Source organism: Paraburkholderia sediminicola (assembly GCF_046026855.1).
GTDB classification, from domain to species: domain Bacteria; phylum Pseudomonadota; class Gammaproteobacteria; order Burkholderiales; family Burkholderiaceae; genus Paraburkholderia; species Paraburkholderia sediminicola_A.
In genome coordinates, this window is record NZ_JAQQET010000013.1 from 127,208 (window position 1) to 153,820 (window position 26,613).

Annotated in this window: 21 protein-coding genes; 8 read left to right on the forward strand and 13 right to left on the reverse strand. The window is 60.3% G+C overall.

The window, feature by feature from the left end; translation table 11 throughout:
* Positions 1 to 44 precede the first annotated feature (44 nt).
* Positions 45 to 977 carry a 2-hydroxyacid dehydrogenase gene (locus PQR40_RS16455; RefSeq protein ID WP_408236179.1) on the reverse strand — a complete coding sequence of 311 codons (933 nt, stop codon included), beginning with the start codon at positions 975 to 977 and terminating at the stop codon, positions 45 to 47.
* Positions 978 to 1,269: 292 nt separating this feature from the next.
* Between PQR40_RS16455 and PQR40_RS16460 the strand changes: the two genes are divergently transcribed.
* From PQR40_RS16460 to PQR40_RS16470, 3 genes are all read left to right on the forward strand, one after another.
* Positions 1,270 to 2,802 carry a sensor domain-containing diguanylate cyclase gene (locus PQR40_RS16460; RefSeq protein WP_408388889.1) on the forward strand — a complete coding sequence of 511 codons (1,533 nt, stop codon included), beginning with the start codon at positions 1,270 to 1,272 and terminating at the stop codon, positions 2,800 to 2,802.
* A gap of 103 nt (positions 2,803 to 2,905) precedes the next feature.
* A complete protein-coding gene (locus tag PQR40_RS16465; RefSeq protein WP_408236431.1) occupies positions 2,906 to 3,247 on the forward strand; it encodes a zinc ribbon domain-containing protein YjdM in 342 nt (113 codons plus the stop codon).
* A gap of 52 nt (positions 3,248 to 3,299) precedes the next feature.
* A complete protein-coding gene (locus tag PQR40_RS16470; protein ID WP_408338630.1) occupies positions 3,300 to 3,719 on the forward strand; it encodes a VOC family protein in 420 nt (139 codons plus the stop codon).
* Here PQR40_RS16470 and PQR40_RS16475 read toward each other — a convergent pair.
* Both PQR40_RS16475 and PQR40_RS16480 read right to left on the reverse strand, forming a co-directional pair.
* Complete coding sequence (locus tag PQR40_RS16475) at positions 3,716 to 5,116, reverse strand: heavy metal sensor histidine kinase (RefSeq protein ID WP_408509412.1); 1,401 nt, start codon at positions 5,114 to 5,116, stop codon at positions 3,716 to 3,718. The two genes, PQR40_RS16470 and PQR40_RS16475, sit on opposite strands and share 4 nt — an antisense overlap.
* Positions 5,113 to 5,784: a heavy metal response regulator transcription factor gene (locus tag PQR40_RS16480; RefSeq protein ID WP_408236167.1), complete on the reverse strand. Its 672-nt coding sequence runs from the start codon at positions 5,782 to 5,784 to the stop codon at positions 5,113 to 5,115. The genes PQR40_RS16475 and PQR40_RS16480 overlap by 4 nt, the downstream gene beginning before the upstream one ends.
* A gap of 183 nt (positions 5,785 to 5,967) precedes the next feature.
* On the opposite strand from PQR40_RS16480, the gene PQR40_RS16485 reads away from it, so the two are divergent.
* From PQR40_RS16485 to PQR40_RS16495, 3 genes are all read left to right on the forward strand, one after another.
* Positions 5,968 to 6,600, forward strand: coding sequence for a hypothetical protein (locus PQR40_RS16485; RefSeq protein WP_408236164.1), 633 nt, complete (start codon positions 5,968 to 5,970; stop codon positions 6,598 to 6,600).
* An 83-nt stretch (positions 6,601 to 6,683) separates the two neighbouring features.
* Positions 6,684 to 7,316 carry a cytochrome b/b6 domain-containing protein gene (locus PQR40_RS16490; RefSeq protein ID WP_408509413.1) on the forward strand — a complete coding sequence of 211 codons (633 nt, stop codon included), beginning with the start codon at positions 6,684 to 6,686 and terminating at the stop codon, positions 7,314 to 7,316.
* Entirely contained in the window at positions 7,313 to 8,086 is a 774-nt protein-coding gene (locus PQR40_RS16495; RefSeq protein ID WP_408509414.1) for a molybdopterin-dependent oxidoreductase, read from the forward strand. The genes PQR40_RS16490 and PQR40_RS16495 overlap by 4 nt, the downstream gene beginning before the upstream one ends.
* A gap of 18 nt (positions 8,087 to 8,104) precedes the next feature.
* Here the strand turns inward: PQR40_RS16495 and PQR40_RS16500 are convergent, their stop codons facing one another.
* Positions 8,105 to 9,133 carry an AraC family transcriptional regulator gene (locus tag PQR40_RS16500; RefSeq protein WP_408509415.1) on the reverse strand — a complete coding sequence of 343 codons (1,029 nt, stop codon included), beginning with the start codon at positions 9,131 to 9,133 and terminating at the stop codon, positions 8,105 to 8,107.
* Between the two features lie 320 nt (positions 9,134 to 9,453).
* Here PQR40_RS16500 and PQR40_RS16505 point away from each other — a divergent pair, with 320 nt between their 5' ends.
* Complete coding sequence (locus PQR40_RS16505) at positions 9,454 to 10,506, forward strand: NAD(P)-dependent alcohol dehydrogenase (protein WP_408338638.1); 1,053 nt, start codon at positions 9,454 to 9,456, stop codon at positions 10,504 to 10,506.
* Between the two features lie 1,225 nt (positions 10,507 to 11,731).
* Positions 11,732 to 12,688 (forward strand): LysR family transcriptional regulator, encoded by a 957-nt coding sequence (locus tag PQR40_RS16510; protein WP_408230318.1) that lies wholly within the window; start codon positions 11,732 to 11,734, stop codon positions 12,686 to 12,688.
* Between the two features lie 37 nt (positions 12,689 to 12,725).
* Here the strand turns inward: PQR40_RS16510 and PQR40_RS16515 are convergent, their stop codons facing one another.
* The 9 genes from PQR40_RS16515 to PQR40_RS16555 all read right to left on the reverse strand — a co-directional run bounded on the left by PQR40_RS16515 (position 12,726) and on the right by PQR40_RS16555 (position 26,528).
* Positions 12,726 to 13,856, reverse strand: a complete 1,131-nt coding sequence (locus PQR40_RS16515) for a nucleoside hydrolase (protein WP_408388995.1) — start codon at positions 13,854 to 13,856, stop codon at positions 12,726 to 12,728.
* Between the two features lie 295 nt (positions 13,857 to 14,151).
* Positions 14,152 to 14,877, reverse strand: coding sequence for a respiratory nitrate reductase subunit gamma (gene narI, locus PQR40_RS16520; RefSeq protein WP_408388899.1), 726 nt, complete (start codon positions 14,875 to 14,877; stop codon positions 14,152 to 14,154).
* Complete coding sequence (narJ, locus tag PQR40_RS16525; RefSeq protein WP_408388901.1) at positions 14,874 to 15,593, reverse strand: nitrate reductase molybdenum cofactor assembly chaperone; 720 nt, start codon at positions 15,591 to 15,593, stop codon at positions 14,874 to 14,876. Before narJ ends, narI begins: the two co-directional genes overlap by 4 nt.
* Positions 15,594 to 15,604: 11 nt before the next feature.
* Entirely contained in the window at positions 15,605 to 17,128 is a 1,524-nt protein-coding gene (gene narH / locus PQR40_RS16530) for a nitrate reductase subunit beta (protein ID WP_408509416.1), read from the reverse strand.
* Positions 17,125 to 20,907: a nitrate reductase subunit alpha gene (locus tag PQR40_RS16535; protein WP_408509417.1), complete on the reverse strand. Its 3,783-nt coding sequence runs from the start codon at positions 20,905 to 20,907 to the stop codon at positions 17,125 to 17,127. The genes narH and PQR40_RS16535 overlap by 4 nt, the downstream gene beginning before the upstream one ends.
* 37 nt (positions 20,908 to 20,944) lie before the next feature.
* Positions 20,945 to 22,378, reverse strand: coding sequence for a NarK family nitrate/nitrite MFS transporter (locus PQR40_RS16540; protein ID WP_408388907.1), 1,434 nt, complete (start codon positions 22,376 to 22,378; stop codon positions 20,945 to 20,947).
* Complete coding sequence (locus PQR40_RS16545; RefSeq protein ID WP_408230299.1) at positions 22,375 to 23,730, reverse strand: MFS transporter; 1,356 nt, start codon at positions 23,728 to 23,730, stop codon at positions 22,375 to 22,377. The genes PQR40_RS16540 and PQR40_RS16545 overlap by 4 nt, the downstream gene beginning before the upstream one ends.
* Before the next feature lie 131 nt (positions 23,731 to 23,861).
* Positions 23,862 to 24,584, reverse strand: coding sequence for a response regulator (locus tag PQR40_RS16550; protein WP_408230346.1), 723 nt, complete (start codon positions 24,582 to 24,584; stop codon positions 23,862 to 23,864).
* Positions 24,585 to 24,611: 27 nt separating this feature from the next.
* Positions 24,612 to 26,528 (reverse strand): type IV pili methyl-accepting chemotaxis transducer N-terminal domain-containing protein, encoded by a 1,917-nt coding sequence (locus PQR40_RS16555; protein WP_408509418.1) that lies wholly within the window; start codon positions 26,526 to 26,528, stop codon positions 24,612 to 24,614.
* Between the last annotated feature and the right edge of the window lie 85 nt (positions 26,529 to 26,613).

Here is a 26,613-nt window from a genome sequence, read left to right on the forward strand (position 1 = left end):
AGAAACTATCCGCTGAACTGATGATTTCAGTTTGCCTTCAAATTTCAGAGCGGCGTCAACACCGCCTCGCCCGCAAAATGGCGCCGGGCGTTGCCCAGAAAATTGTCAACGGAGGCGGTAATTGCCTCCGGCGAGCGGCCGCCCACATGCGGCGTCAAAACCACGTTGCGCAGCGTCAGCAAGGCTTCAGGCGGATCCGGCTCGCCCTCGTAGACGTCGAGGCCCGCACCGGCGATCGTGCCGGCAGCGAGCGCTTCGGCCAACGCGGCTGTGTCCACCACACTGCCGCGAGAGACATTGATCACGAAACCGTCCGGCCCGAGTGCGTCCAGGACCGCCTTGCCGATCAGATGACGCGTACCGGCGCCGCCGGGCGTCGCCACCACCAGGAAATCGCACCACTGCGCGAGACCCTGCAAACTGTCGAAATAGCGTAGCGCCGAGCCTTCCCGCGGCTTGCGGTTGTGATAACCGATGTCCATATCGAACCCGGCGCCACGCCGCGCGACTTTCTCGCCGATATTGCCGAGCCCAACAATGCCAAGCCGCTTGCCGGAAACGTTCGGGCGCATTGGCAACATGTCGCGCAAGACGCCCTCGCGGGTGGCCTGGTCGAGTTGCGGCACGTCGCGCACCGCCGCGAGCAGTAAGGCGAACGCATGATCCGCCACGCAATGGTCGTTGGTGCCTGCGCCATTGGCGAGCACGATGCCACGTGAGCGGGCGTGGTCGATGGCCAGGTTTTCATAGCCCGCGCCGAGTGCGCTGACAAACTCGAGCTGCGGCATCTGGTCGATTTCAGCGGCCATCAGCCCGTTCGTGCCGTTGGTCAGCACGGCGCGGATCGTCTCGCCATGTTCGGCAATCGCGGCGGTCCGCTGGGTGACATCGGGTGCATAGACGACGTCGAAAGCAGCCTCGACCTTGGCGCGGCTTGCGTCGTTCAAGGAGATCAGAACCAGCAGGGATGGCTTCATAGCGAGTGTTTTTTCTTGGGGCGGTGACGGATGGGAGACACGACGAGTCAGTGTAACAAGCCTCCCGCTGCCCCGCTGGTCACCGGTCACAAGCTGTCAGACGTGCCCACAAATGCTCGCAAGCAGGCGTGCCCTGCTGCGGCCCGCGGCCGTCCATACGCCTAAAGTCGATTCGAACCATGCCGTTATCTTATTGAATGGACCGGACGCAAACAGGCCCCGTCACGCGTCTTTCTTCCTCGCCAAACCCAAGCCGTCTTAGAATAGCCGGAACTCCGACCACGGGAATCTCATGCAGGACAGCCTCCCGCGCGGCTCAGCGCCCGCCAACCATGCCCCGCTGGAAGTCCTCCGCCCCGAAGGAAGTCCCCTTGGGGGATTGCGGGACGATTCCGAAATGTTCGAACTGGCGCCCGTCTCGCTCTGGCTTGAAGACTTCAGCGGCGTGCGCACGCTATTCGACGCATGGCGGGAACAAGGTGTGACGGATCTGCGCGCCCATTTCGCTGGGAATCCGAGCCTCGTCGCCGACTGCGCGCACAGCATCCGCGTCATCAAGGTGAATCAGAAGACGCTGACGCAATTCGAGGCCGCCGATTTCGACGCGCTCACGGGCAATCTCGCCTCGGTGTTCCGCGACGACATGCTCAAGACGCACCTCGAAGAGCTATGCCAATTGTGGGCCGGACAAGCCCAGTTCACCAGCCAGACGGTCAACTACACGCTCGGTGGACGCCGGCTCGACGTGCTGCTCAAGGGCGCCGTACTGCCCGGCCATGAAGCACGCTGGGACCGCGTGCTCGTCTCCGTCGAAGACATCACCGAACTGGAAGGCGCGCGGCATCGCATGACGCTGGCCGAACAGTATGTGCGCGGCCTGTTTGAATATTCACCGGTGTCCTTGTGGGTGGAAGATTTCAGCGCGGTCAGGCGTTTGCTCGACGACGCGCGTGCGGCCGGCATCAGCGATTTTCGCGTGTTCACCGACGTGCATCCCGAGTTTGTCGAGCGCTGCATGCAGGAAATTCACGTGCTCGACGTGAACCAGCACACGCTGGACATGTTCGCGGCGAAAGATAAGAGAACGCTGCTGGCGCGACTGCCCGACGTGTTCCGTGACGACATGCGAGCGCATTTCCGCGAGCAGTTGATCGATCTATGGGACGGCAAGCTATTCCAGCAACGCGAAGTGCTCAACTATTCGCTCGACGGCAGCGAGGTGCACGTGCACCTGCAGTTCTCAGTCCTGCCCGGCCACGAACGCAATTGGGATCTGGTGCTGGTGGCCCTCACCGACATCACGGCGCGCAAGAAGGCCGAAGCTTACCTGGAGTTCCTGGGCAAGCATGACGTGCTGACCAAGCTGCGCAACCGCTCGTTCTATGTCGACGAACTGAACCGGCTGGAGCGCAAGGGTCCGTGGCCGGTGACGATCATCATGGCCGATCTGAATGGCCTGAAACGCGTGAACGACCAGCTCGGCCACGCGGCCGGCGACGCCTTGCTACGGCGGGCCGGCGAAGTCCTTGCCAAGGCGACGGATGCGCCTTTTCATGCGGCGCGCATTGGCGGCGACGAGTTCGCGATCCTGCTCCCAAACACCGACGAGCGAGGCGGCGCCGCGATGGTCGATGCGATCCGCCAGTTGGTCGATCTGAACAACCAGTTTTATCCGGGCTCGCTGCTGAGTCTTTCGATGGGTGCGGCGACGTGCCAGCGCGGCGACCGGCTTGAAGCCGGCGTGCAACGCGCCGATCTGCTGATGTATGAGGAAAAGCACGCGCACTATGCGAACCGTCCGGCTGCGGACGCGCCGGGCGAGTGACGCCCGGGCGTCTCGCGCGCTGGACGAATGCCGCCCGGTCAACGTCCGCTATACTCGCCGGCCCTGAAGTTATCCGCGCCGAGCCGCGGTCTGGAAAAAAATGATGTCGACGATTCCCGCCTGCCCACAATGCGCGATGGAAAACACTTACCCGGACGGCGAAAATTACGTCTGCCCGGATTGCGCTCACGAGTGGCCAATGACCGCTGCCGCGAGCGCTGACGAATCCGACGATCGTGTCGTCAAGGACGCCAACGGCAACCCGCTGGCCGACGGCGACGCCGTGGTGCTGATCAAGGACCTGAAAGTGAAAGGCTCGTCGATTACGCTGAAAATGGGCACCAAGGTCAAAAGCATTCGCCTCGTCGGCGGCGATCACGAAGTGGACTGCAAGATGGAGGCAGGCAACTTCATGCTGAAGGCCGAGTATCTGAAGAAGGTTTGATGCATCTGGCCCGGCTTGGGCCCGCCTGCAGCGCAAACGAGGAGCGATACTAATGTTTTCCCACGTATTCGTCGGCATTACGGATTTCGCGCGCGCATTCGGCTTTTATAGCGTGCTGATGGACACGTTAGGGCTGCGGCTCAAGTTCCGCGACAACGATGCGTGCTGGGCTGGCTGGATGACCGCAGACGCGCCACGGCCGCTGTTCGTGATCAGCAAGCCCCACGACGGTCGTCCTGCCACCGTAGGCAACGGCCAGATGTTGGCCCTCCTTGCCCCGGACCGCGCCACAGTCGATCGCGCGCATGCTGCGGCGCTCGCCCACGGCGGCGCCTGCGAAGGTCCGCCGGGTTTGCGTCCGCACTATCACGCGGACTACTACGGCGCGTACTTTCGCGATCCCGACGGCAATAAACTCTGTGTGTGCTGCCATACGCCGGAGACGACCTTAGCCAGGCAAACAGCCGGTTAAGTGCCCGGAAAGCGCAATTCGAAGCGCACCACGCCCGGCACCGGACACACCACGCGCGCCGTGCCACCGTGCAGATGCATGATCGCCTTGACGATCGCGAGCCCCAGTCCGCTTGATTCGGTGAATTCGCTGCGTGCGGCATCTCCACGGTAGAAGCGATCGAACAGACGGTCCAGTTGCTCGCCAGGAATCGGCGCGCCGTCGTTTTCCACCATCACGGTCGCGCCCTGTTCGTCCTGTGTGCCGCGCAACCGCACGACCGTACCGCCCGCGCCGTATCGCACCGCATTGACGACGAGATTATTGATCGCCCGCCGGCACAGCATTGGATTGACCGACGCCACGCCTTGAGCCTCGACGATAAAGCGCATGCCGCGTTCGTCGGCGGGGCCTTCGAAATAATCGGCGATCCTGACGAGTTCGTCGCGCAGATCGACCGGCTCACGGTCGATGGACAGCGCCGCATGATCCGCATGCGCGAGAAACAGAATGTTCTCCGCGATGTGGCTCAAACGGCTCAGTTCCTCGAGATTCGATTCGAGCAGTTGCTGATATTCATCGGTATCGCGCGGTTTGGCGAGCGTCACCTGGGTCTGGCCGATCAAGGCGCCCACCGGTGTGCGAATTTCATGCGCCAGATCAGCGGAAAACTGCGAGAGGCGCTGATAGCCATCGGCAAGACGGTCGAGCATGGCGTTGAACGCGTCCGTAAGCTGGCGCAATTCGACCGGCGCCGCCTCGCTGTCGAGCCGTACCGACAAACTCGCCGGACTGATCTGCGCCGCCCGGGTGGCGATCTCGCGCACTGGCCGCAATGCGCGGCGCAGCACGTAGTAGGCGAGCAACGTAGCCGCGAGCATACCGATCAGCGTGGCCAGCACGATGCGATTACGGTACGCGGCGAGCATCCGCACTTCCTGTGTCATCGGATGCGCGGCAATCACCTCGACCTCGCTACCGTCCTCGCGCGCTTTGACGGTGGCGATCGCCCAATGAACCGGCACACCGTCCGGCAGCATGGTCTGGCGAATGTCCGAGAGTGTCGGCAAGCGGTCCTCTGTCCCGGTCTGCAGGGCAGGCACCGCGACGTTGCCAGGATTCACGTCGATGAACGGCGCTTCGCCCGGACGGCGAAACAGCAGCACGTCTTCCTCCGCGCCGAGCATGCTCTCGAACAGCAAAGGCCGGTTCTTCAATTCGCTGACCGAGTAGAGATCGCGCACGATGCGGCTGAAATGCTCGACACGGCCGGTGAGCACCAGGTCCGCGCGGCGTTGCAACGACAACTCGGCGGAATGATAGAAATACGCGCCCAGCGTGCCGATCACCACGCACGCAATCGAGGCGAACAGCACCGTGGTGCGGGCCGTCAACGAACGTTCGGTCCACAGCTTCACGAGCCGTCGCCGAACGTATAGCCGATGCTGCGCACCGTATGAATCAGCTTCTTTTCAAATGGATGATCGACCTTGGCGCGCAGGCGTTTGACGGCCACGTCCACCACGTTGGTGTCGCTGTCGAAGTTCATGTCCCACACTTCCGAGGCGATCTGCGTGCGCGACAGCGCTTCGCCCTGCCGGCGCACCAGCAGGTGCAGCAGCATGAATTCCTTGTTGGTCAACGGAATCTCGACACCCTCGCGCGTGACCTTGCGGCGCAGGACGTCGAGTTTGAGGTCGGCAATCTCGAACACATCGCTCTCGCGGATCACGCCACGACGCAGCAGCGTGCGGATACGCAGCACCAGCTCGGTGAAGGAGAACGGTTTGACGAGGTAATCGTCGGCGCCGAGTTCGAGGCCGCGGATGCGGTCGCTGACGTGATCGCGCGCGGTCAGAAAAATCACCGGCAGATCACGCCGCGCGCGCAGCGCACGCATGATTTCCCAACCGTCGATGCCCGGCAGCATCACATCCAGCACCACGAGGTCATACGCGTGTTCGAGCGCCATGTGCAGGCCATCCGTGCCGGTGCGCGCGAGATCGACCGCATAGCCGCTCTCGCGCAGCCCCTTCTTCAGGTAGTCGCCGGTTTTCGGGTCGTCTTCAATGACGAGGATGCTCATGGTGCCTGGGGTTCCAATCCCGCGCCGCTTCGGGCGTGGGTCATGGATGGGGACGTGGATATGTCGGTCATTCTACGTGGCCTCGCTGCGCCGTTCATGACGTTTTTGTCATCCGTCTGTCACTCGCCGGAGCCGCTCGCACGCCTAATCTGCCCCTATCCTTCACCCACCCAGAGCAGACTCATGAAGATTGTTTCCGCTAATGCGATACGCACCTTCGTCACCCCCGCGCTCGTCGCCGCGTCATTATTTGCCGCAGGATCCGCCGTGCAAGCCCAAACCGCCGCGCCCACCGGCGTGCGCGGCACCGTGACCTCGCTCTCGGGCGATCTGCTCAAGGTCCACACGCGCGACGGCAAAGACGTCGACGTAAAGCTCAGCAAGGACACGCCGATTCGCGGTGTCACGATCGCCAACGTCAACGACATCAAGCCGGACAGCTATGTCGGCACGGCTGCGATCCCGCAGGCCGACGGCACGCTGAAAGCGCTCGAAGTACACGTGTTCCCCGCCAGCATGCGTGGCTCGGGCGAAGGCCATCGTCCCTGGGATCTGGGCTCGAACAGCACGATGACCAACGGCACGGTCGGCTCGCTCGTGGTCAGCAACGGCCGCACGATTACCGTCAAGTACAAGGACGGCGAGAAGAAGATCGTGATTCCGCAAGACGTGCCTATCGTCGCCCTGGAAGCGGGTGACCGTTCACTGCTGGTGCCGGGTGCGAAGGTCGTGCTGTTCGCCCACAAGGAAGCCGACGGCTCGATGGCGGCGAACTTTATCTCGGCAGGCGAGCATGGTGTAACGCCACCGATGTAATACGGCGTTTTTTCAGCTGTTCGAACAGCCGCGTGCCTCGATGACGCGGCTTTCAGATTTTCTTTGGTTCAACTCCGCTCACCATGCCCGAACCGCAAGCGCGCTTCATCGTCCACCCACTCGTCGTACGAATCACGCACTGGATCAACGCGTTTGCGATGGTCTGCATGGTGATGAGCGGCTGGGCGATCTATAACGCGTCGCCCTTCTTTCCGTTCAGGTTTCCGCTGTGGGCGACCGTCGGCGGCTGGCTGGGCGGCTCTATTGCATGGCATTTCGCGGCGATGTGGCTGCTGTGCGCGAACGGCCTGCTGTATCTGGCGTATGGCATCGGGCGTGGGCATTTTCGTCGCAAGCTATTGCCAGTCTCTCCGCGCGACGTCGTACACGATGCCAGATTAGCCATGCAGTTCAAGCTGCCGCACGATAACGGCAAATACAACGCAGTGCAGCGCGCGCTCTATCTCTTCGTCTTGCTCCTTGGAGTGCTGCTGGTCGCGTCGGGGCTATCGATCTGGAAGCCGGTGCAACTTTCGTGGCTTACCGCGCTATTCGGCGGCTTCGATTTCGCGCGCCGCGTGCATTTTGTCGCAATGGCCGGCGTGGTGGGGTTTGTCGTCGTGCATCTGGCGTTGGTGCTACTGGTGCCGCGCACGCTGCTGCCCATGTTGACCGGCCGCGCCCGGCACGCCACGCACGAAAGGAGCGAGGCATGAGCGATTCAGAACGCAAGGACTCGCGCGGCACGCGCATTGTCCTCGCCGACCATAAACCGCAAATCGAACGCCTGCAGCGGCGCCTGTTCCTGCGCTCATCGCTTTCGATCGGCGCGTTGGCGATGCTCTCAGGTTGCAACATGCAGGACGGCGATTCGGTCGACAAGGTGTTGTGGGCCATGTCGCGCTGGAACGATCGTGTGCAGGGCTGGCTGTTCGATCGCAACAAGCTCGCGCCGACCTATGCGGCGAGCGAGATCACCGACCCGTTCCCGTTCAACGCGTTCTATCCGGAGTTCGACGCGCCGGATATCGACGGTTCGACGTATCAACTGGAAGTGTCAGGTTTAGTATCGAACAAGCGCACGTGGAATCTCGATCAACTACGCGCCTTGCCGCAGGCTTCGCAGATTACGCGGCATATCTGCATCGAAGGGTGGAGCGCGATCGGGCAATGGCGAGGCGTACCGTTCCGGACGTTCCTCGAGCGCATCGGCGCCGATCTGAACGCACGCTATGTCGGCTTCAAATGCGCGGACCGTTATTACTCGAGCCTCGACATGGCGACGGCCTTGCATCCGCAAACTCAATTGACGCTCGACTTCCGCGACGCGCCCCTGCCGGCTAAATACGGCTACCCGCTGAAGCTGCGTGTGCCGACCAAACTCGGCTTCAAGAATCCGAAGCACATCGCGGCGATCTTCGTGACCAACACGAACCCCGGCGGCTATTGGGAAGACCAGGGATACAACTGGTTTAGCGGTCTATAACGCCTCCAGCAAACGCACTCATACCGCGGTCACATAACGCGCTGCCGGCTTGACCACGCGCGGCGGCGGTGCGTCGTACGCGGCGCGCATCCGCTTGACTTCATCGACCGGGCTCAGGCCGAACAGGCGCTTGAACTCGCGGCTGAATTGCGACGCGCTTTCGTAGCCGACGCGTGCCGCGGCCGCGCCTGCGTTCAAACCATCCTGCACCATCAACAAGCGCGCGTGATGCAAACGCGTGGTCTTCACGTATTGCATCGGCGAGGTCGACGTCACGGCCTTGAATTGCGCATGAAAAACGGCGAGACTCATGCCCGCTTCGGAGGCGAGCGTATCGACGTCGAGTTGCCCGTGGTAGTCGGCATGGATGCGCCGTAGCGCTTTGGCGATGCGGCCGAAATGATTCTGATGCGTGAGCGCCGCGCGAATCGCATCGCCCTGCTCGCCCGTCAACACGCGATAGCAGATTTCGCGCACTACACCTGGCGCGAGAATGCGCGCGTCGAGCGGCGAGGCTAACGCTTCCAGCAAACGCTGCACGGCATTGCTCAGGGCGGGATCGAGCGGCGTCGAATAGATGCCTAGCGGCTCGTTGTGCGTGGCGCCTTGCGTTTCGTTCAGCGCCATCAGCAACTCGGCCACCATGGTCAAATCGACACGCACTGAGATGGCGAGGAACGGCTCTTCCAGGCTCGCCTCGGTTTCACATTCGAACGGCAGCGGCACCGACAGCACCAGATATTGCTGCGCGTCGTACTGGAACACCTGATCGCCGAGAAAACCGCGCTTGCGGCCCTGGCACACAATCACGATGCTCGGCTCGTACATCACGGGCATACGCGGCATCGGCTGGTTGGCCCGCATCAGGCTGACACCTTCCAGGCTCGAGCGCGTAAAGCCCGGATTGGGCGCGAGTGCGTCGAACAATTCGACCAGACGTTGCTGGGCAGCATCGGCCGGGCCGCGCTCGGCCGGGTTGTGCTCGGCCGGGTTGTGCTCGGCCGAGCGCGGCCCGGCCGATACGGGTTCAACAGAACGGGTTGACATGACGGTATAGTGACGCACAAGAGAATAATGCTTGAAATTTAGCATCAAACGGACTACTGCGCTCATCGCCAGGAGTTTTAGGCAAACCTTCAAGATATTCAGGTATTCCCCGATTCGCTCCCGGCTTCTACTATGGGAATCCTTCCGGATCATCTTTTTCCGCGCTGCGCCGGGCCTGGTTGCCAGTTCACCATTTCGGTGAATACGTCGACCACCGCCTGCGCCGTGATCCCGGTTCACAACAAGGTTTGACCGCATCGGCAACGCGCGTTGCCAATCGCCGGCGCCTTGTGACATCACCCTCTTTGCTGGAGCTATCCATGAGCACGACTTATGCCTATGCAGCGAACGACGCTACCACGCCGCTCGCCCCGTTCGAAATCCAGCGCCGCGAACTGCGCGCCCATGACGTGCAGATGGAAGTCCTGTTTTGCGGCGTGTGCCATTCCGATTTGCATCAGGCACGCAACGAATGGAAGAACACGGTTTTTCCGGTAGTGCCCGGCCACGAAATTGTCGGCCGCGTGACCGCAGTCGGTCCGGACGTAACGAAGTACAAGGCAGGCGACCTGGTGGGCGTGGGATGTCTGGTCGATTCGTGCCGTACGTGTGCGAGTTGCGAGGAAGGTCTCGAGCAGTATTGCGAAAACGGTTTTGTCGGCACGTATAACGGTGTGGACCGGGTTGACGGTCAGATCACCTACGGCGGTTATTCGACGCAACTGGTAGTAGACGAGGAATTCACCCTGCGGGTGCCGGAGAATCTCGACCCCGCGGGTGTGGCGCCGTTGCTGTGCGCGGGTATCACGACGTATTCGCCGCTGCGCACGTGGGGCGCCGGTCCTGGCAAGAAGGTCGGGATTGTCGGCCTTGGCGGCCTGGGGCACATGGGCGTGAAATTGGCCCGTGCAATGGGCGCGCACGTGGTGTTGTTTACGACGTCGCCGTCGAAGATTGAAGATGCCAAGCGACTTGGTGCGCATGAGGTTGTCATCTCGAAGAATGCTGAAGAGATGGGCGCGCATGCCAATAGCTTCGATTTCATTCTGAATACCGTTGCGGCTCAGCACGATTTGAATCCGTTTTTGAGTCTGCTGAAGCTCGATGGCACGATGACGCTGGTCGGTGCGCCGGAGCATGATCATCCGTCGCCGCAGGTGTTCAATCTGATTTTCAAGCGTCGCCGCCTGGCTGGGTCGTTGATTGGCGGGATCGCCGAGACGCAGGAGATGCTCGATTTTTGCGGCGAGCACGGGATTACTTCGGATATTGAAGTGATTCCTATGCAGGGGATTAATGAGGCTTATGAACGGATGCTTAAGAGTGATGTTAAGTATCGGTTTGTTGTTGATCTGGATTCCATGCGGAAGTAATTGGTTTTTTTGCCTGTGAGGCGCCAGGTGGGGTTTTTGGTGCCTTGCAGGCGGGGCTTTTCTGGTTTGACTGGTTGACTCCGTGGCGCTTTCTTGTTTGCTTGCCTACGGCGTTGGCCTTTGCTTGATTTGGTTGCCTGCGCGGCGCTTGTCTGTGTTTTTATGGTGTTGGCCTTTCCTTGTTTTCTTATTGGTGTATTAGCGTCGCCCCTGTGCGGGGCAGGCACCTACTTTTCTTTGCCTGCTGCAAAGAAAAGTAGGCAAAAGAAAGCAGCTCACACCGCCAGCTCATAAGTGGATCCCCCGCACAGTTGCGGTAGTGGTGCATCTGGAATCTGTGCTCTCGCACATTCGGCGTGAGTGACAAAGCAATCATGCTTCCCGCCTCGCACTACGTGCTCGCCGGAAGGGTTCATCGTGCAAACCCATGGCTCCGTTCAGGTGTGGTGCGGCCATCGGCTCCGCCTCGGCGAAATGCCAATGGGCTCAGTGTTTTGGATCGCCATTTTAGCTTCTTGATTCGATAGCATTGAACCGCTCCTTCGACGCAAAACATAGCTCGCAGCATACAAAATGCGGCTGAACTCTGAAACGGCAACCTGCCTTTTGAAGTGTCGAGAATATCAAGTACGACAGGAAATCTGATGAAATGCCACAGGCGTCGAGTACAGCGGGCAGCTTTATGAAGTGCTGCTGAGCGTAAAAACGGCGGGCGCCTTAATGAAGTACCGCTGAGTGCAAAACGGTGGACGCCTAAATGAAGTACCACAGAGCGTAAAAACGGCAGGCGCGTTAATGAAGTACCGCGTCGGCGCGCGCAGCGCCGCCGGAAGTATGACGGCCTTGTCACCAGGGCGGAATGTGCGAGAGCACGGATTCCAGATGCACCACTATCGCGACTGTGCGAGGGACCCGCTTACGAGCTAGCGGTGTGAGCTGCTTTCTTTTGCCTACTTTTCTTTGCAGCAGGCAAAGAAAAGTAGGTGCCTGCCCCGCACAGGGGCGACGCTAATAATCCAATATCAATTCAAGGAAAGGCCAACACTATAGGCAACCAGACAAGAAAGCGCCGCACAAGCAAACGAGCCCCAAAAAACGCCAACACCGCAGGCAAACAAACCCAAGCGTGAGCAATACAAAAAAAACCACCACAGACAAACAAAAAACAACGCCGCCGCCAAAGGCAAAAAGACCAACCCTAATTTCACTAACTGGAGTTTGAATCGTGATTGACAGAATAACTGCAATGCGGACATTCATCCGAATCGTGGACACCAACAGCTTCACCCGCGCAGCGGAATCACTCAACATCCCCCGCGCGACAGCGACAACAATCGTCCAGAATCTGGAAGCCCTGCTCGGCACCGCCCTCCTAACCCGCACGACACGGCGCCTAAGCATCACCCCGGAAGGCGCAGCCTACTACGAACGCTGCGCGCAAATACTCGCCGACATCGACGAAATGGAAGCCAGTCTCCGTCATTCAACGGATAACCTGACCGGCCGCCTGCGTATTGAAATGCCCGGTGCAGTAGCGAGCACCATCGTCTTGCCGGCACTTGACGATTTCCACGCCCGCTACCCGAATCTCGATCTGGCCATCGGCATCAGCAACCGGACAGTCGACATGATCTCGGAAGCGATCGACTGCAGTATCCAGCTAGGCGAGTTGCCAGACTCGAATCTGGTTGCGCGGCAACTGGGCACTCTCGAGCACGTAACATGCGCAAGCCCGGCCTACCTGGGCCGCCACGGCACGCCCGCCGACCTCGACGATCTGCGCGGACACGTCGCCGTCAATTGCATGTCGCCGCATAACGGCCGCGAAGTCGATTTCGACTTCGAAGTGGACGGCGAAGCGCAAAACATCAAGGTAAAAGGCTTCGTCAAAGTCAGCGACGAGCAGGCTTATCTCACCTGCGGATTGCAAGGCCTGGGGCTGATTCAACCGGCGCGGATCGCCGCACAGCCCTACCTCGATTCAGGACTGCTGCGTGAAGTACTGCCGCAATGGAAACCCGTGCCGATGGCGGTCTCGGTCGCATATGTGAAAAACCGCCGGGTGTCGCCACGCGTGCGCGCCTTTGTCGACTGGCTCGCGGAATTGTTCGAGCAAACCGAACACGTCGACCAGGACCTGTCGCGAGTCCGTCAGTTGTTGCGTGGCCTGCATCCCGCCTGAAGTGGGTTTCATGCAGGCTCGCAACACCACGGAGGCGTTAGTTCGGTAGTGTCACCGGCACCGGACGCGTCAGCAGATCAACGTAGAAATTGAAAAAGCCCGGATTGTCGAACCGTTTGACGACCGTCATCTTCTGTAAGCCCGCCGGCGGCGAACTGGTGTAACCGGTCGATTTGCCGTCATTGGCGCCAAAGCTCATATCCACGTCCACCCATTCATCCACCGTCTGCGTTGCAAACGAAGGGTGCATCAGATAGGCCAGCGTCAGCGTGTCCCAGATGTTCGTGGTGTAGTTCGGATTCGTTTCAAAGCCGTTCTTGCCATCGAAACCATAGCCATTCAGCGTCTTGAACAGTTGCGTGATGATGGTCTGTTTGCTCGGATCATGCGCAACACGGTCGTACAGCGTTTTGTCCATCTTCACGGTGTCGGTCACGTCGAGCGGAATTACCACCTGTTTGATCGGCAAACGCAACACGGCCTTCGCCGCTTCAGGATCGAACCACCAGTTGAATTCGGCTGTCGGCGTCGTGTTGCCAGGCACATCGATCGCACCGCCCATGTAGATGATCTGTTTGATCAGCGGCACGATCTCGGGATGCTGGCGCGTGGCGAGCGCGATGTTGGTCAGCGGGCCGATCGCGAGAATCGTCACCTCACCGGGATATTGCTTCACCGAATCGACGATGAAATCCACCGCGCTCCTGCTCTGCACCTTGGTGTGCGTGGCGAAACCGTCCGGCGGTGCAACGAGGTCGCTGTCCGACTTCGGTTCGGGCGTATTCCACGCGCCGAGATAGCCGTCGCCACCCGGGAATTGCTTCTGCTCGGCCTGAATGGTGGCGAAATCATGCGACAACGCATAATTGGCGCCCGCATATACGCCGATCTGTTTTTCAACGCCAAGACGCTCAACCGATTTCAATGCGTCCGATACGCCCTGCTTCAACCATTGATTACCGGAGACGACCGTAATACCCAATACTTTCAGCGAGCCTTGCGCCTGCAATTGCGTGGCCATTACGCCGAGCTGGCCGTCATCGCTCAGCGTGTTGTAGTCGCTGTCGATAATCACTTTGGGCGGGTTCGTCTGCGCATTGAGATCGCTGCCGCCGCACGCCGACAGGGCCGAGACAGCCACCACGCTTGCTACGCATGTCAATACCATGAAGAGCCTCTTCACCGATGTCTCCTTTTTATGCAGTCGTGCTGCTCGAATAAGGAGGCTCATCATAGACGTAAACCTAACGAAATAAAATCGTCAGGTTTAATGCGTAATTCATGGAATGATCTTTCTGCGCCGTAGATCGCCGAAAATGCCGATAAACATCGCCGCTGTATCGGTAAATTCATGAAAGCCGCAGCGCCGCGCTTTCGAGTCATCGCGAAACAGTTGCCCGACTTTTCCGGTGGAGCGGATGCGCGTCGAGTGACGCGCATCGCCAGCAACGAGGGCTGCCGCGTTACGAACGCCGCCGCGGCGTATTCTGCCCCACGGGTACGTTCAAACGCCGGTCACGCACCACCTGCCACGGCCGCAGCAGATACGCGAGCGAGGCAAAGCCACTCCAGATATGCACGAGGCGCGTGAACGGAAACACCAGAAACAGTGTCATGCCGAGGAACATGTGTGCCTTGAACACCCAGCTCGCTTCAGCGATGAGCGTGGCGGCACCGCCCTGGAATGTGACGATGTGCTGTGCCCAGCCGGCGAGCTTCATCATCATGCTGCCGTCCAGGTGCTGCGCCGACATCGGAATCGTGCCCAGACCCAACACCAGTTGCACCCACAGCAACACCAGCAGCACGATATCGCTGGTCTTCGAATGAGCGCGGATGCGCGGGTCGCCGAGCCGGCGGATCAGCAGCATGGTCACGCCGATAAACGCGAGCGTGCCCGCAACACCGCCCGACACCATCGCCACGACCTGCTTCACGCCGGCGCTGATAAACGATTCATAGACAACATGCGGCGTCAGCATGCCGAAGAAGTGGCCGAACATCAGGAACAGCACGCCGACGTGGAACAGATTGCTCCCCCAACGCAGCGTGCCGGTGCGCAGCATCTGCGACGAATCGCTTTTCCACGTGTACTGATCGCGGTCGTAGCGCAGCAGACTGCCGATCAGAAACACCGCCAGACAAATGTACGGATAGATGCCGAATAAGAGCGTATCGAGGTAATTCATACAATGGCTTCCTTGGACCGGCGTGGCGACGCAGCATCACGCCGAACGATCTGGATGGGCTGTACACGAGGCCCGGCATTCTGCCCGGCCACGGAACAGCCGTCGAAGACAGCGGGTTCGGCCCATTGCTCGTCGAGCGGAGCCTCGGCGGGAGCTTCCGGCACGGTCTCGGGCTGTTGCACCGGTTCGCCCGCGAGATCGAGCGCGGCGGCAACGGCTGCCGCATAGGGGCTCTGCTGACGCGCCAGCGCAGCATGAATCGACTGCAGCAGATGCGCCATTTCCGCGAGGAATTCACGCGCGACGCCATAAGGCTGCGTCGACGCAAACTCCAGCACCACCGGCAAGTAGTCGGGCAACTCGCCGGGCGTGAGCAACAACCCCTCCTGCGCATAGGTTTGCTGAAGATCGATCATTGCCGGGCCGCGATCACGCGAATCGCCATGCACGTGCTCGAACAGATGGAGCGACGTGCGGCGGCCTCGGTCGAATGTGTCGAGATAGCGCGCCTCCGCTTCGAGCGGCTCGCTTTGTTGCAAGTCGGCGGTAAGCGCAAAGACCGCATCGCGACGCTCAGCCGACAGCACCGTGTCGCGCGACAAAACAATGGTCAGCTCGGGCAGCAACGCACGCAACTGAGCATCCGGATAGCTCAGCAAAGCGGCAAGCACTCGTGCTGCCGCGCAGTGGGGTTCATAAATGGGCTTGTTGATCATCACTGCACCTCTCACACCTTTGCCTTGATCGGAATCGTGCGTCTCTTCTTACCGCCGAACAGACTCGTTTCGCTTGCGCCATCCGAGCAACCGTTGCCGAACGAAAAACCGCAGCCGCCCTTCAGGTCGTACAGGTTCTCCGCATATTCGCGGTGTGCGCCCGGCACCACGAAGCGGTCTTCATAGCTTGCGAGTGCCATCACGCGGTACATGTCCTCCACTTCATGCTGACTCAAACCCACTTGCGCGAGCACTGCCGCATTTTCACGGCCGTCCACGTGCTTTTCACGCTGATAGGTGCGCATTGCCCGCATCCGTTCGAGCGCGCGAATCACCGGCGCTTCGTCGCCGGCAGTGAGCAGATTCGCCAGATATTTGACGGGGATACGTAACTGCGTGACGTCAGGGATTTCGCCATTCAAGCTCATATGCCCTGCGCTTGCCGCTGCGGTGATCGGCGAAAGCGGCGGCACGTACCACACCATCGGCAGCGTGCGGTACTCCGGGTGCAACGGCAAGGCAACGCGCCATTCCATCGCCATCTTGTACACAGGACTCTGCTTCGCCGCATCGAGCCATGTTTGCGGCACGCCGTCGGCACGGGCCTGCTCGATCACCTTCGGGTCGTTCGGATCCAGGAACACATTGAGCTGCGCCTGATACAGATCGGTCTCACGTTCAACGGATGCGGCTTCCTCGATACGATCCGCGTCGTACAGCAGCACGCCCAGATAGCGAATCCGGCCCACGCAGGTTTCCGAACACACGGTCGGCTGACCGCTTTCGATACGCGGGTAACAGAAAATGCACTTCTCCGCCTTTCCGGCCTGCCAGTTGTAGTAAATCTTTTTATACGGGCAGCCTGAGACGCACATGCGCCAGCCGCGGCACTTGTCCTGATCGATCAGCACGATGCCGTCTTCCTCGCGCTTGTAAATCGAGCCCGATGGACAACTCGCGACACAGGCCGGATTCAGGCAGTGCTCGCAAAGCCGCGGCAAGTACATCATGAAGGTGTTTTCGAACTGACCGTAGATATCCTTTTGCACGTCGTCGAAATTCTTGTCCTTGCTGCGCTTTTCGAACTCGCCGCCCAGAATTTCTTCCCAGTTCGGGCCCCACTCGATCTTCTCCATCCGCTTGCCGGTCAGGAGGCTGCGTGGCCTTGCAACCGGCGGCGCCTTGCTTTCCGGCGCAGCCTGCAAATGCTCGTAGTCGAATGTGAACGGCTCGTAGTAGTCGTCGATCTGCGGCAGATTCGGATTCGCAAAAATGCGTGAGAGTACTTTCAGCCTGCTGCCCTGGCGTGGCTCGATCGAGCCATCCGCGTTACGCTTCCAGCCCCCGTTCCATTTGTCCTGGTTCTCCCATTGCTTCGGATAGCCGATGCCGGGCTTGGTCTCTACATTGTTGAACCATGCATATTCGACGCCTTCCCGATTGGTCCAGACGTTCTTGCACGTCACCGAACAGGTATGACAGCCGATGCACTTATCCAGATTGAGCACCATGCCGATCTGTGCGCGAATTTTCATTGCCGACCTCCGTTTGCTGCGAGGACCGGTTCGTTGTCGAGCCAGTCCACCTTCGCCATCTTGCGCACGAGGACGAATTCGTCGCGATTGGTGCCGATGGTTCCGTAGTAGTTAAAACCGTAGCTAAGCTGCGCATAGCCACCGATCATATGGGTGGGTTTGAGCACGATGCGTGTCACCGAGTTATGAATACCGCCGCGCGTGCCGGTGATTTCCGAGCCTGGCACGTTCACGATCTTTTCCTGCGCGTGATACATCATCACCATGCCGGGATTGACGCGCTGGCTGACCACCGCACGCGCCGCAATCGCACCGTTGATATTGAAGAGTTCGACCCAGTCGTTGTCTTCGATGCCCGCATTTTTCGCGTCGTCTTCGCTCAGCCAGATCACCGGACCGCCGCGGTTAAGCGTGAGCATGATCAGGTTGTCGGTATACGTGCTGTGAATGCCCCACTTCTGGTGCGGCGTAATGAAGTTCAGCGCGATTTCCTTATGGCCGTTCGGCTTGCGATCGTGCATGGGCGAGGCGGCCTTCAGATCGACCGGCGGCCGATAGCTGACGAGGCCTTCACCGAAGTCGCGCATCCACGGATGGTCCTGATAAAACTGCTGACGACCTGTCAGCGTGCGCCATGGAATCAGTTCGTGCACATTGGTGTAGCCGGCGTTGTACGACACCTTTTCGCTTTCCAGACCGCTCCACGTGGGCGACGAGATGATCTTGCGCGGTTGCGCCTGCACGTCGCGATAGCGGATTTTCTCGTCCTCTCGATGCATTGCCAGATGGGTATGCTCACGACCAGTGATTTTCGACAAGGCGTCCCACGCTTTTACCGCGACGTGACCGTTGGTTTCAGGCGCGAGCATCAACAGCACTTCGCAGGCGTCGATATCGCTGTCGATCTTCACCATGCCCTGCGTCGCGCCTGCGTCGCGCACCGTGCCGTTCAGTTCGGCCAGTTGCCCGACTTCGGTCTGGGTGTTCCATGCAATACCCTTGCCGCCGTTGCCGACCTTATCCATCAGCGGCCCCAACGCCGTGAAGCGCCGGTACACATTCGGATAGTCTCGCTCGACCACATTGACTTGCGGTGCGGTCCTGCCGGGAATCAATTCGCACTCGCCGCGCTTCCAGTCACGCACATCGTAGGGTTGCGCCAGTTCGGCCGCAGTGTCATGCATCAACGGCGTCAGCACCACTTCCTTCTCGACGCCCAGATGGCCAACACAGACTTCGCTGAACTTTTTCGCGAAACCTTTGTAGATATCCCAGTCGCTGCGTGCCTGCCACGCCGGATCGACCGCGCTCGAGAGCGGATGGATGAACGGGTGCATATCGCTCGTGTTCAGGTCGTTCTTCTCGTACCAGGTCGCCGTCGGCAATACGATGTCGGAATACAGACAGGTGGTGCTCATACGGAAGTCGAGCGTCACCAGCAGATCGAGTTTGCCTTCGGGCGCCTTGTCATGCCACGTCACTTCTTCCGGCCTGGCATCGTCGTCGCCGAGGTCGCGGCCTTGCACGCCGTGACTGGCGCCGAGCAGATGCTTGAGGAAATACTCGTGACCTTTACCCGATGAACCAAGCAGGTTCGAGCGCCACACGAACATGTTGCGCGGCCAGTTGTCCGGATGATCGGGGTCCTCACAACTCATTTTCAGGGAGCCGTCTTTCAGCGTGCGCGCGACGTAGTCCTTCGCATCGAGTCCGGCAGCTTGCGCGTCGGCGGCAACCTGCAAAGGATTGGTTTGCAACTGCGGTGCTGAAGGCAGCCATCCCATGCGCTCGGCGCGTACATTGAAATCGATCAGCGAGCCGCTGTATTGCTGTTTATCAGCGAGCGGCGACAAAATCTCGTCGACACCCAATTTTTCGTAGCGCCACTGATCGGTGTGCGCATAGAAGAAACTGGTCGAATTCATCTGCCGTGGCGGACGAATCCAGTCGAGTGCAAACGCCAGCGGGGTCCAGCCGGTTTGCGGCCGCAGCTTTTCCTGGCCCACGTAGTGCGCCCAGCCGCCTCCGCTTTGGCCGATACAGCCGCACAGCATCAGCATGTTGATCACACCGCGGTAGTTCATGTCGGCGTGATACCAATGGTTCATCGCCGCGCCGATGATCACCATCGACTTGCCGTGCGTCTTGTCGGCGTTCTCCGCAAATTCACGCGCGACGGTGATCACCTGCTCGCGCGAGACGCCCGTGATTTTTTCCTGCCATGCTGGCGTGTACGGCACGTCGTCGTTATAGTCCACGGCACCACCGAAGCCGCGGTCCACGCCATAGTTCGCGGCCATCAGATCGAATACGGTGGCAACCAGCACCTGACGCTCCTCGCCTGCCTTGCCCAACGAAATGCGTACTGCGGGCACTGAGCGCGCCAGGACATCGCCCTGCTTGCTGGCGGTGAAATGTGGCGTATCGATACCGCCGAAATACGGGAAGCCGACCGGCACGATTTCATGCTGCTGCGCGCCATCTTCCAGCACGGAGAGCTTGAGTTTCACCGCGTCGCCGTGGCGTGCTTCTTTCGCTTCGAGGTTCCAGCGGCCGGCGTCGGCTCGGCCGTCTGGCCCCCAACGGAAACCGATCGAACCGTGCGGCAAAACGACCTTGCCCTGCTCGTCGAAGGCCACCGTTTTCCAGTCGGGGTTGTTGTCCTGCCCGAGTTTGCCGTTGAAGTCGTCGGCGCGAACATAGCGATCCGGCACCATCATCTCGCGGCCATCCGGCAGCGTGTGCGGCTTCAGTTGCACGAGCAATGGGAGATCGGTGTAACGGCGTGCGTAGTCGTCGAAATACGCACTGCGTTTGTTGAAATAGAACTCGCGCAGAATCACATGACCCATCGCCATCGCAAGCGCCGCATCGGTACCCTGACGCGGATGCATCCATAGATCGGCGAGTTTCGCGACCTCTGAATAGTCCGGGGTGACCGCAACGGTCTTGGTGCCGCGATAACGCACCTCGGTAAAGAAATGCGCGTCGGGCGTGCGCGTTTGCGGCACATTCGAGCCCCACGCGATGATGTAACTCGAGTTGTACCAGTCCGCCGATTCCGGCACGTCCGTTTGCTCTCCCCACACTTGCGGGCTCGACGGCGGCAAATCGCAATACCAGTCGTAAAAACTCATGCAAACGCCGCCGATCAGGCTCAGATAGCGGCTGCCCGCTGCATAGCTGACCATCGACATCGCCGGAATCGGCGAGAAGCCGACGATGCGGTCGGGCCCATGCTTCTTGATCGTATAGACGTTGGCTGCGGCTACGATTTCGTTGATCTCGTTCCAGTCAGCCCGCACGAAACCACCCAAACCGCGCTGACTTTGGTAGTCGCGGCGCTGCGCGTCGTTCTCGACGATGCTGGCCCACGCGTCGACCGGGGTCGCAGCGACTGCGCGCGCGGCGCGCCAATGCTTGAGCAGGCGCGCGCGTACCAACGGGTACTTGACGCGATTCGCGCTATACAGATACCAGCTATAGCTTGCGCCGCGCGCGCAACCGCGCGGCTCATGATTCGGCAGATCGGCGCGCGTGCGCGGATAGTCAGTCTGCTGCGTCTCCCACGTGACAATTCCGCCCTTCACATGAATCTTCCATGAGCACGAACCCGTGCAATTCACGCCATGGGTCGAACGCACAATCTTGTCGTGCTGCCAACGCGCACGGTATGCGTCTTCCCACGTGCGATCTTCTCCCGTGGTCACGCCGTGATTTTTGGAAAAACGCTCCCGCGGCTGCGCGAAGTATTTCAGTCTGTCCAGAAAGTGGCTCATGATTCAATTCCTTTTTGAATGCTTTGCAATGCCGCGTTCAACACGGCATACCGGCGTGGCGCCGCGCGTAAAACCACCAGGTCAGTCCGACACACAACACGTAAAACGCGATGAAGCCGTACAGCGCCAGTTCAGGACCGCCGCTGGCGAGAATCGAACTGCCGTAGCTCTTCGGAATGAAGAAACCGCCGTACGCGCCGATCGCACCGGCAAAACCAATTGCGGCCGCGCCTTCTGTATTCCCTTCACGGTTCGCATGAGCGAGTGCTTCCTGGTCGTTGGACGGCACGCCATGCAGGCGCAGATTCAGAAAAATCACCGGAATCATGCGAAACGTGGAGCCGTTGCCGACACCTGTGCTAAAAAAAAGCAACATGAACATCGCGAAGAAGCCACCGAATGCGCCTGCTTGCGGGCCCCACGGAAATGCGGCGCTGCCGGTTTTCGGCAGGAAGTACAGGACACCCACCACCGCCAGCACCATCACAACGAAATTCCAGAACGTGACGCGCGCACCACCGAGCTTGTCGGCAAGCCAGCCGCCTACCGGACGGATCGCCGCGCCGACGAACGGTCCGACCCACGCATAAGTCAACGGGTTGATGTCAGGGAACTGGCTTTTGATGAGCAGCGGAAAACCGGCCGAGTAGCCGATGAACGAACCGAACGTACCGAGATACAACGTGCACATCAGCCAGTTGTGACGACTACGGAAGATGGTCGCTTGCGCGCCGAATGACGCCTTGGCAGTGGCCAGATCGTTCATGCCGAACCATGCGGTGAGCGCGGAAATCGCGATCCAGGGCACCCAGATGAACGCGGCGTTCTGCATCCACACCTGCGACGCATGACCGGCTTTCGTCATCAGTTGCGGCTCGCCGCCGAAGATGCCGAACACGCCGGCCGTGATCACCAGTGGCGACAAAAACTGCACCGCGGATACACCGAGATTGCCGAATCCGCCATTCACGCCTAGTGCCGAACCCTTGCGCTCCTTCGGAAAGAAGAAGCTGATATTGGCCATGCTCGAACTGAAATTGCCGCCGCCGAAGCCGCACAACAGCGCAAGCAACAGCATGGTCGGATAGCTCGTGGTGTTGTCCTGCACCGCGAAGCCGATACCGATCGCGGGAATCAGCAGGGACGCGGTAGAAAGTGCCGTCCAGCGGCGACCGCCGAAAATCGGCACCATGAACGAATAGAAAATGCGTAGCGTTGCGCCCGAGAGTGCCGGCGCTGCGGCCAACCAGAACAACTGATTGGTCGAATAGCGAAAACCGAGAGACGGCAAGGTAACCGCCACCACGCTCCACACCTGCCAGACCGCGAATGCCAGGAAAAGCGCGGGCACGGAGATCCACAGATTGAGTTTGGCGACGGATTCGCCCTCCTGCTGCCAGAAAGCCTTGTCCTCCGGCGTCCAGAGAGTCAGCGTGCGGCCGGCTCGCGCGCGTGCTGTCGAGATATTCATGATGGGGTTCCTGCTTGAGAAGAAGGCTGATTTGAAGCCTGCGTTGGGGCCTGCGTTGAGGCCTGACCTGATGCGATGCCGGCGGCGGCGGTTGCGCCTGGCCTCATCACATTGGTGCGGCGCACTTCGGTGAGATACATCCAGATCAGCGAGACCCACACGACGCCGTAAAGCAGCATGAAGGCGCTCGATCGAATGCCAGTTAGATCGACCAGCAGTCCGAACAGAATGGGCAGCGCGAAGCCGCCGAGGCCGCCCGCGAGTCCGACGATGCCGGAGATCGCCCCGATGTTGTGCGGGAATTCGTCGCCGATGTACTTGAAGGTGCTGGCCTTGCCGAACGCAAAGGCGATCCCCAGCACGAACATCAGCACCGTGAACCACACTACGTTGAGGCCGAGGTGGAAGACCTTGGGACCATCGACGGTGGCGATAGTGAAAACGGTTTGCGGATAGCTGAGCAGGAACAGACAGATCCAGCTCACCCACATCACCCACCACGTCACACAGTGCGCGCCATAGCGGTCCGAGAGCCAGCCGCCCACGGCACGCAGCACGCCGCCAGGCAGCGAGAAACACGCGGCGAGCAAAGCCGCAACACGAATGTCGAGCCCGTATTCGCCAACGTAGTACTGCACCATCCACAACGAGAGCCCGACATATCCTCCGAACACGATGCTGTAGTACTGGCAATACTTGAGTACGCGCGGATCCTTGAGCGCCTTGAGTTGATCGACAAAGCGTTGGTTGGTCGGCACGCGATGCGAGGGATCAGTGGCGGTAAAGAGCCAGAACAGCGCGACCGCGGCGAGCATGGCGACGGCATAGGTTTTAGCGACCATGCCCCAGCCGAAGGCGACGAGGATGGCCGGCGCGACGAACTTATTGACGGCCGCACCGGAATTGCCCGCGCCGAAGATGCCCATCGCAAAGCCGCGGCGTTCCTGCGGAAACCAGCGGGCCACATACGGCGTGCCGACCGAGAACGCGCCGCCTGCCAGGCCGACGAACAGGCCGATGACGAGGAACTGCCAATAAGTGGTGGCGTAGCTCATGAGCCAGATTGCCGGCACCGTGGCAAGCATCAGACAGGCCATGACGACTCGGCCACCATAGCGATCGGTCCAGATGCCGAGTGGCACACGCACGAGTGAGCCGGTCAGGACTGGCAACGCGGCCAGCATGCCAAACTCTGTTTCGTTCAGATGGAGAGATTGTCGAATCGGAATGCCGATCACGCCGAACATCATCCACACCATGAAGCACACGGTGAACGCGAAGGTGCTCGCGATCAGAACCGACCATGCCTTGGGTTGCGCTGCGGCGCTGCTGCCGGCCGCGGTCTTTGTCATGGGATTGACTCCTTGTTCCATGACTCTGACTTTGCCGTTTTGGGCGAGGCGTGAATATCCTTCTGATGGAGGTCAGGTTTGGTGCAGAAGGAGTAGGAGGATTCTTAGAGCGTAGTTCTTTGGGAGTATTGCTAATCTATTACGATTGAATTCACCGTCGCATAAACAGCGGCTTGCACTCTCGATCCCAACTTAAGTTTGCGCAAAATATGCTGGACGTGAATCTTGACGGTGGTCTCCGCGATCGCCAGCGCGCGAGCGATCTCCTTGTTGCTCGCGCCGCGAGCGATATGCGCGAGAATCTCCTGCTCCCGGGCCGATAGCGCGACGTCAGTCACAAGGTGTGCCTGGGCAGCATCGACCACGGCCGGTCGCACCGCCGCCATCTCAGCCGCGGCTCCCGTACTCGTCGAAAAATTATTCGCCGCTGCGGCGCGATATGCCGACACGAGCTTGCCCGTCATCTCGGGACTCACAACTGCCTCGTCACGCATTGTCCGCATAATCGACTCGGCAAGCATGTCTGCGTCGACAGTCTTCAACAGGTAGCCCTGCGCGCCACAGCGCAAGGCAGCACCCAGATCGCGTTCGTCCTCGCTCACGGTCAGCATCAGCACTCGAGCCTGTGGTGCGGCCTCGCGTAAATCCTTGAGCGCGTCGATCCCGCTTACGCCAGGCAGATGGTTGTCCAGCAGGATCAGATCGGGCTGCAAATCACTGGCACGCCGTTGCGCTTCGCCGGCATCGGCCGCTTCGCCAACCACCTGAAATCGTGCGTCTTCGCGCAGCAATGCAATCAGCCCGCGCCGGAACAACGTGTGGTCATCGACCACCAGCAAACGAATTGGAATCATCATCGACTACCTGTTTTGGGCTGGTGCCTAAGCGGCCTCAGCCCGATCTTCATGAACCGCTTCCGGCGCGCCGCGCTGGGATGGCGCCAACGTCAAGGTGACACACGTTCCCGCGCCAGCCACTGAGTCGACCACCACCGTCGCACCGATACGCGCCGCGCGCTCCCGCATGATGCGCATTCCCACGTGGGTCTCGCCGGGCTTGTGCTGTTGTATGTCAAACCCCTCGCCGTCGTCGCGAACCTCGAAACTCCATACCGGGCTTTGCTGCACTTCCAGCCAGACCTCACGCGCATGCGCATGTTTGCGCACGTTCGACAGCGCTTCCTGCAATACATGCAACACCTGCACCTGCACGTCCGCACCGAGCGGCAGACCGTGGCCTTCGATCGACAGGTTCGTGGCGAGTCCAGTCTGGTGCTCGAACTTGCGCAGCGTGGTGCGCAGCGCAGGTTCGATATCCTCGATGTTGCCGCGCGTGCGGAAATGCATCAGCAATTCGCGCACGTCGCCGGTGCTTTCGCGCACACCCGCATCCAGCTCATCGACGATACGCGCGACAGATGAATCGGCAGGGACCGGCAACGCGTCGCGCAGCAACTGCACCTGTATTTTTAGAAACGCCAGCGACTGCGCAATCGAATCATGCAGTTCGCTCGCGAGCAAAGCGCGTTCATCAGACACGGCCGTTTCCCGTTCTAGCGCACTCACACGCACATTCTCCATGGCGCCCGCCAGATGACTCGCGAGTGTGTCGAGCAGATCGCGATCCTGGGCAGACAACTGAATCGTCTCGCGAAAGAACAGGTCGATCTCGCCGAGCGTGCGCTGATGCAGAATCACAGGAACTGACACGAGCGTCGCGTAGCCGGCGCGCGCGCAATGTCCGAGCGTCGCCGCGCCGGGACCCGCGGTCAGCACTGGAATGACCCGTGCGCCAGGCACGCTCTGCGGATGACCGCACAGGCACCTGCGCGACGCGAGGCATTGCTCGTCTTCAACCATGAAGCGCGGCAGACTGTCTCCGGCCAGCAGCAGATAACGTTCGTTGCCCTCTCCCGACCAGCGGATCGCCACCGAATCGGCCCCGGCGATGCGGCGAATACGTTGCGCGAACCCCTGCGCAAGGGCATCCAGCGTATTGGCATCCGCAAGAAATGCGCTCACGTCATAGAGTGCGGCCAGACGCGCGCGCTCCGTCTCGAGGCTGGCGGTTTTTTCGCTAACCTTCTGTTCGAGACCGGCATAAAGCTGTTGCAGGTTCTGCGCCATCCGGTTGAAACCGCTGGACAGCTCACCGAATTCATCCTGCGTCGTCACTTCGACACGCGTGTCAAAGTCGCCGCGTTCGATCCGCGCGAGACCACCAGTAAGCCTGAAGACCGGTGCGAGTACGCTCAAATGGCCGACGTACAGCAACGCCAGCGCACTGCCGATCGCCAGCACGAGCAGCGCGAGCTGCAACGCGTTGAGGATCGAGGTCCAGCGCGCAAGTTGTGCTTCGATCGAACTGTCGAATGAATCGATCAGTAAAACAAACTGGTCGGCTTGCCGATCGATCTCGGCAGCGGGAGGGGGATTGGTACGGGTCCAGACCGGACGCAGTACCTGCCACTGCGATTGCACGCGGGCAAAGCGCTGGCGCGCCTCGTCATTCCATGGAACGAACAGCGGACGAGCTGGATCGCCCTGCTCAAGCAGCGTGAGACTGTCGTCGAATTGCCGTGCGAACGCATCGACCCGAGACGGGGTATCGCGCAGCATCAGCGCAACGCGGTAGGTTTGCATCCGCATGCGCCCGGCCTCGTTGATTGCGGCTGCACCGCCGTCGAGTTGCCAGGTAATCCAGAGTGTCAGGCCAATCGACGCCAACGCCAACGCCAGCAACGTAGAGACAAGAGCGGCGAGTTTGGTGGCGAGAGGCCAGGAGGAGACGGGACGCATCCAAAGATTCTATGCGCCGCCTCCAGATAAGACACGACGCCGGATTGACTCAAATCAACCCAGCGTCGTGTCTGATGCGGTAGTG

Coding starts and splice junctions, on each gene's coding strand:
- PQR40_RS16470 (WP_408338630.1), top strand. CDS start 3,300: ATGTTTTCCCACGTATTCGTCGGCATTACGGATTTCGCGCGCGCATTC.
- PQR40_RS16460 (WP_408388889.1), top strand. CDS start 1,270: ATGCAGGACAGCCTCCCGCGCGGCTCAGCGCCCGCCAACCATGCCCCG.
- PQR40_RS16505 (WP_408338638.1), top strand. CDS start 9,454: ATGAGCACGACTTATGCCTATGCAGCGAACGACGCTACCACGCCGCTC.
- PQR40_RS16535 (WP_408509417.1), bottom strand. CDS start 20,907: ATGAGCCACTTTCTGGACAGACTGAAATACTTCGCGCAGCCGCGGGAG.
- narI (WP_408388899.1), bottom strand. CDS start 14,877: ATGAATTACCTCGATACGCTCTTATTCGGCATCTATCCGTACATTTGT.
- PQR40_RS16500 (WP_408509415.1), bottom strand. CDS start 9,133: ATGTCAACCCGTTCTGTTGAACCCGTATCGGCCGGGCCGCGCTCGGCC.
- PQR40_RS16465 (WP_408236431.1), top strand. CDS start 2,906: ATGTCGACGATTCCCGCCTGCCCACAATGCGCGATGGAAAACACTTAC.
- PQR40_RS16555 (WP_408509418.1), bottom strand. CDS start 26,528: ATGCGTCCCGTCTCCTCCTGGCCTCTCGCCACCAAACTCGCCGCTCTT.
- PQR40_RS16495 (WP_408509414.1), top strand. CDS start 7,313: ATGAGCGATTCAGAACGCAAGGACTCGCGCGGCACGCGCATTGTCCTC.
- PQR40_RS16490 (WP_408509413.1), top strand. CDS start 6,684: ATGCCCGAACCGCAAGCGCGCTTCATCGTCCACCCACTCGTCGTACGA.
- PQR40_RS16545 (WP_408230299.1), bottom strand. CDS start 23,730: ATGACAAAGACCGCGGCCGGCAGCAGCGCCGCAGCGCAACCCAAGGCA.
- narJ (WP_408388901.1), bottom strand. CDS start 15,593: ATGATCAACAAGCCCATTTATGAACCCCACTGCGCGGCAGCACGAGTG.
- narH (WP_408509416.1), bottom strand. CDS start 17,128: ATGAAAATTCGCGCACAGATCGGCATGGTGCTCAATCTGGATAAGTGC.
- PQR40_RS16540 (WP_408388907.1), bottom strand. CDS start 22,378: ATGAATATCTCGACAGCACGCGCGCGAGCCGGCCGCACGCTGACTCTC.
- PQR40_RS16480 (WP_408236167.1), bottom strand. CDS start 5,784: ATGAGCATCCTCGTCATTGAAGACGACCCGAAAACCGGCGACTACCTG.
- PQR40_RS16455 (WP_408236179.1), bottom strand. CDS start 977: ATGAAGCCATCCCTGCTGGTTCTGATCTCCTTGAACGACGCAAGCCGC.
- PQR40_RS16550 (WP_408230346.1), bottom strand. CDS start 24,584: ATGATTCCAATTCGTTTGCTGGTGGTCGATGACCACACGTTGTTCCGG.
- PQR40_RS16515 (WP_408388995.1), bottom strand. CDS start 13,856: ATGGTATTGACATGCGTAGCAAGCGTGGTGGCTGTCTCGGCCCTGTCG.
- PQR40_RS16485 (WP_408236164.1), top strand. CDS start 5,968: ATGAAGATTGTTTCCGCTAATGCGATACGCACCTTCGTCACCCCCGCG.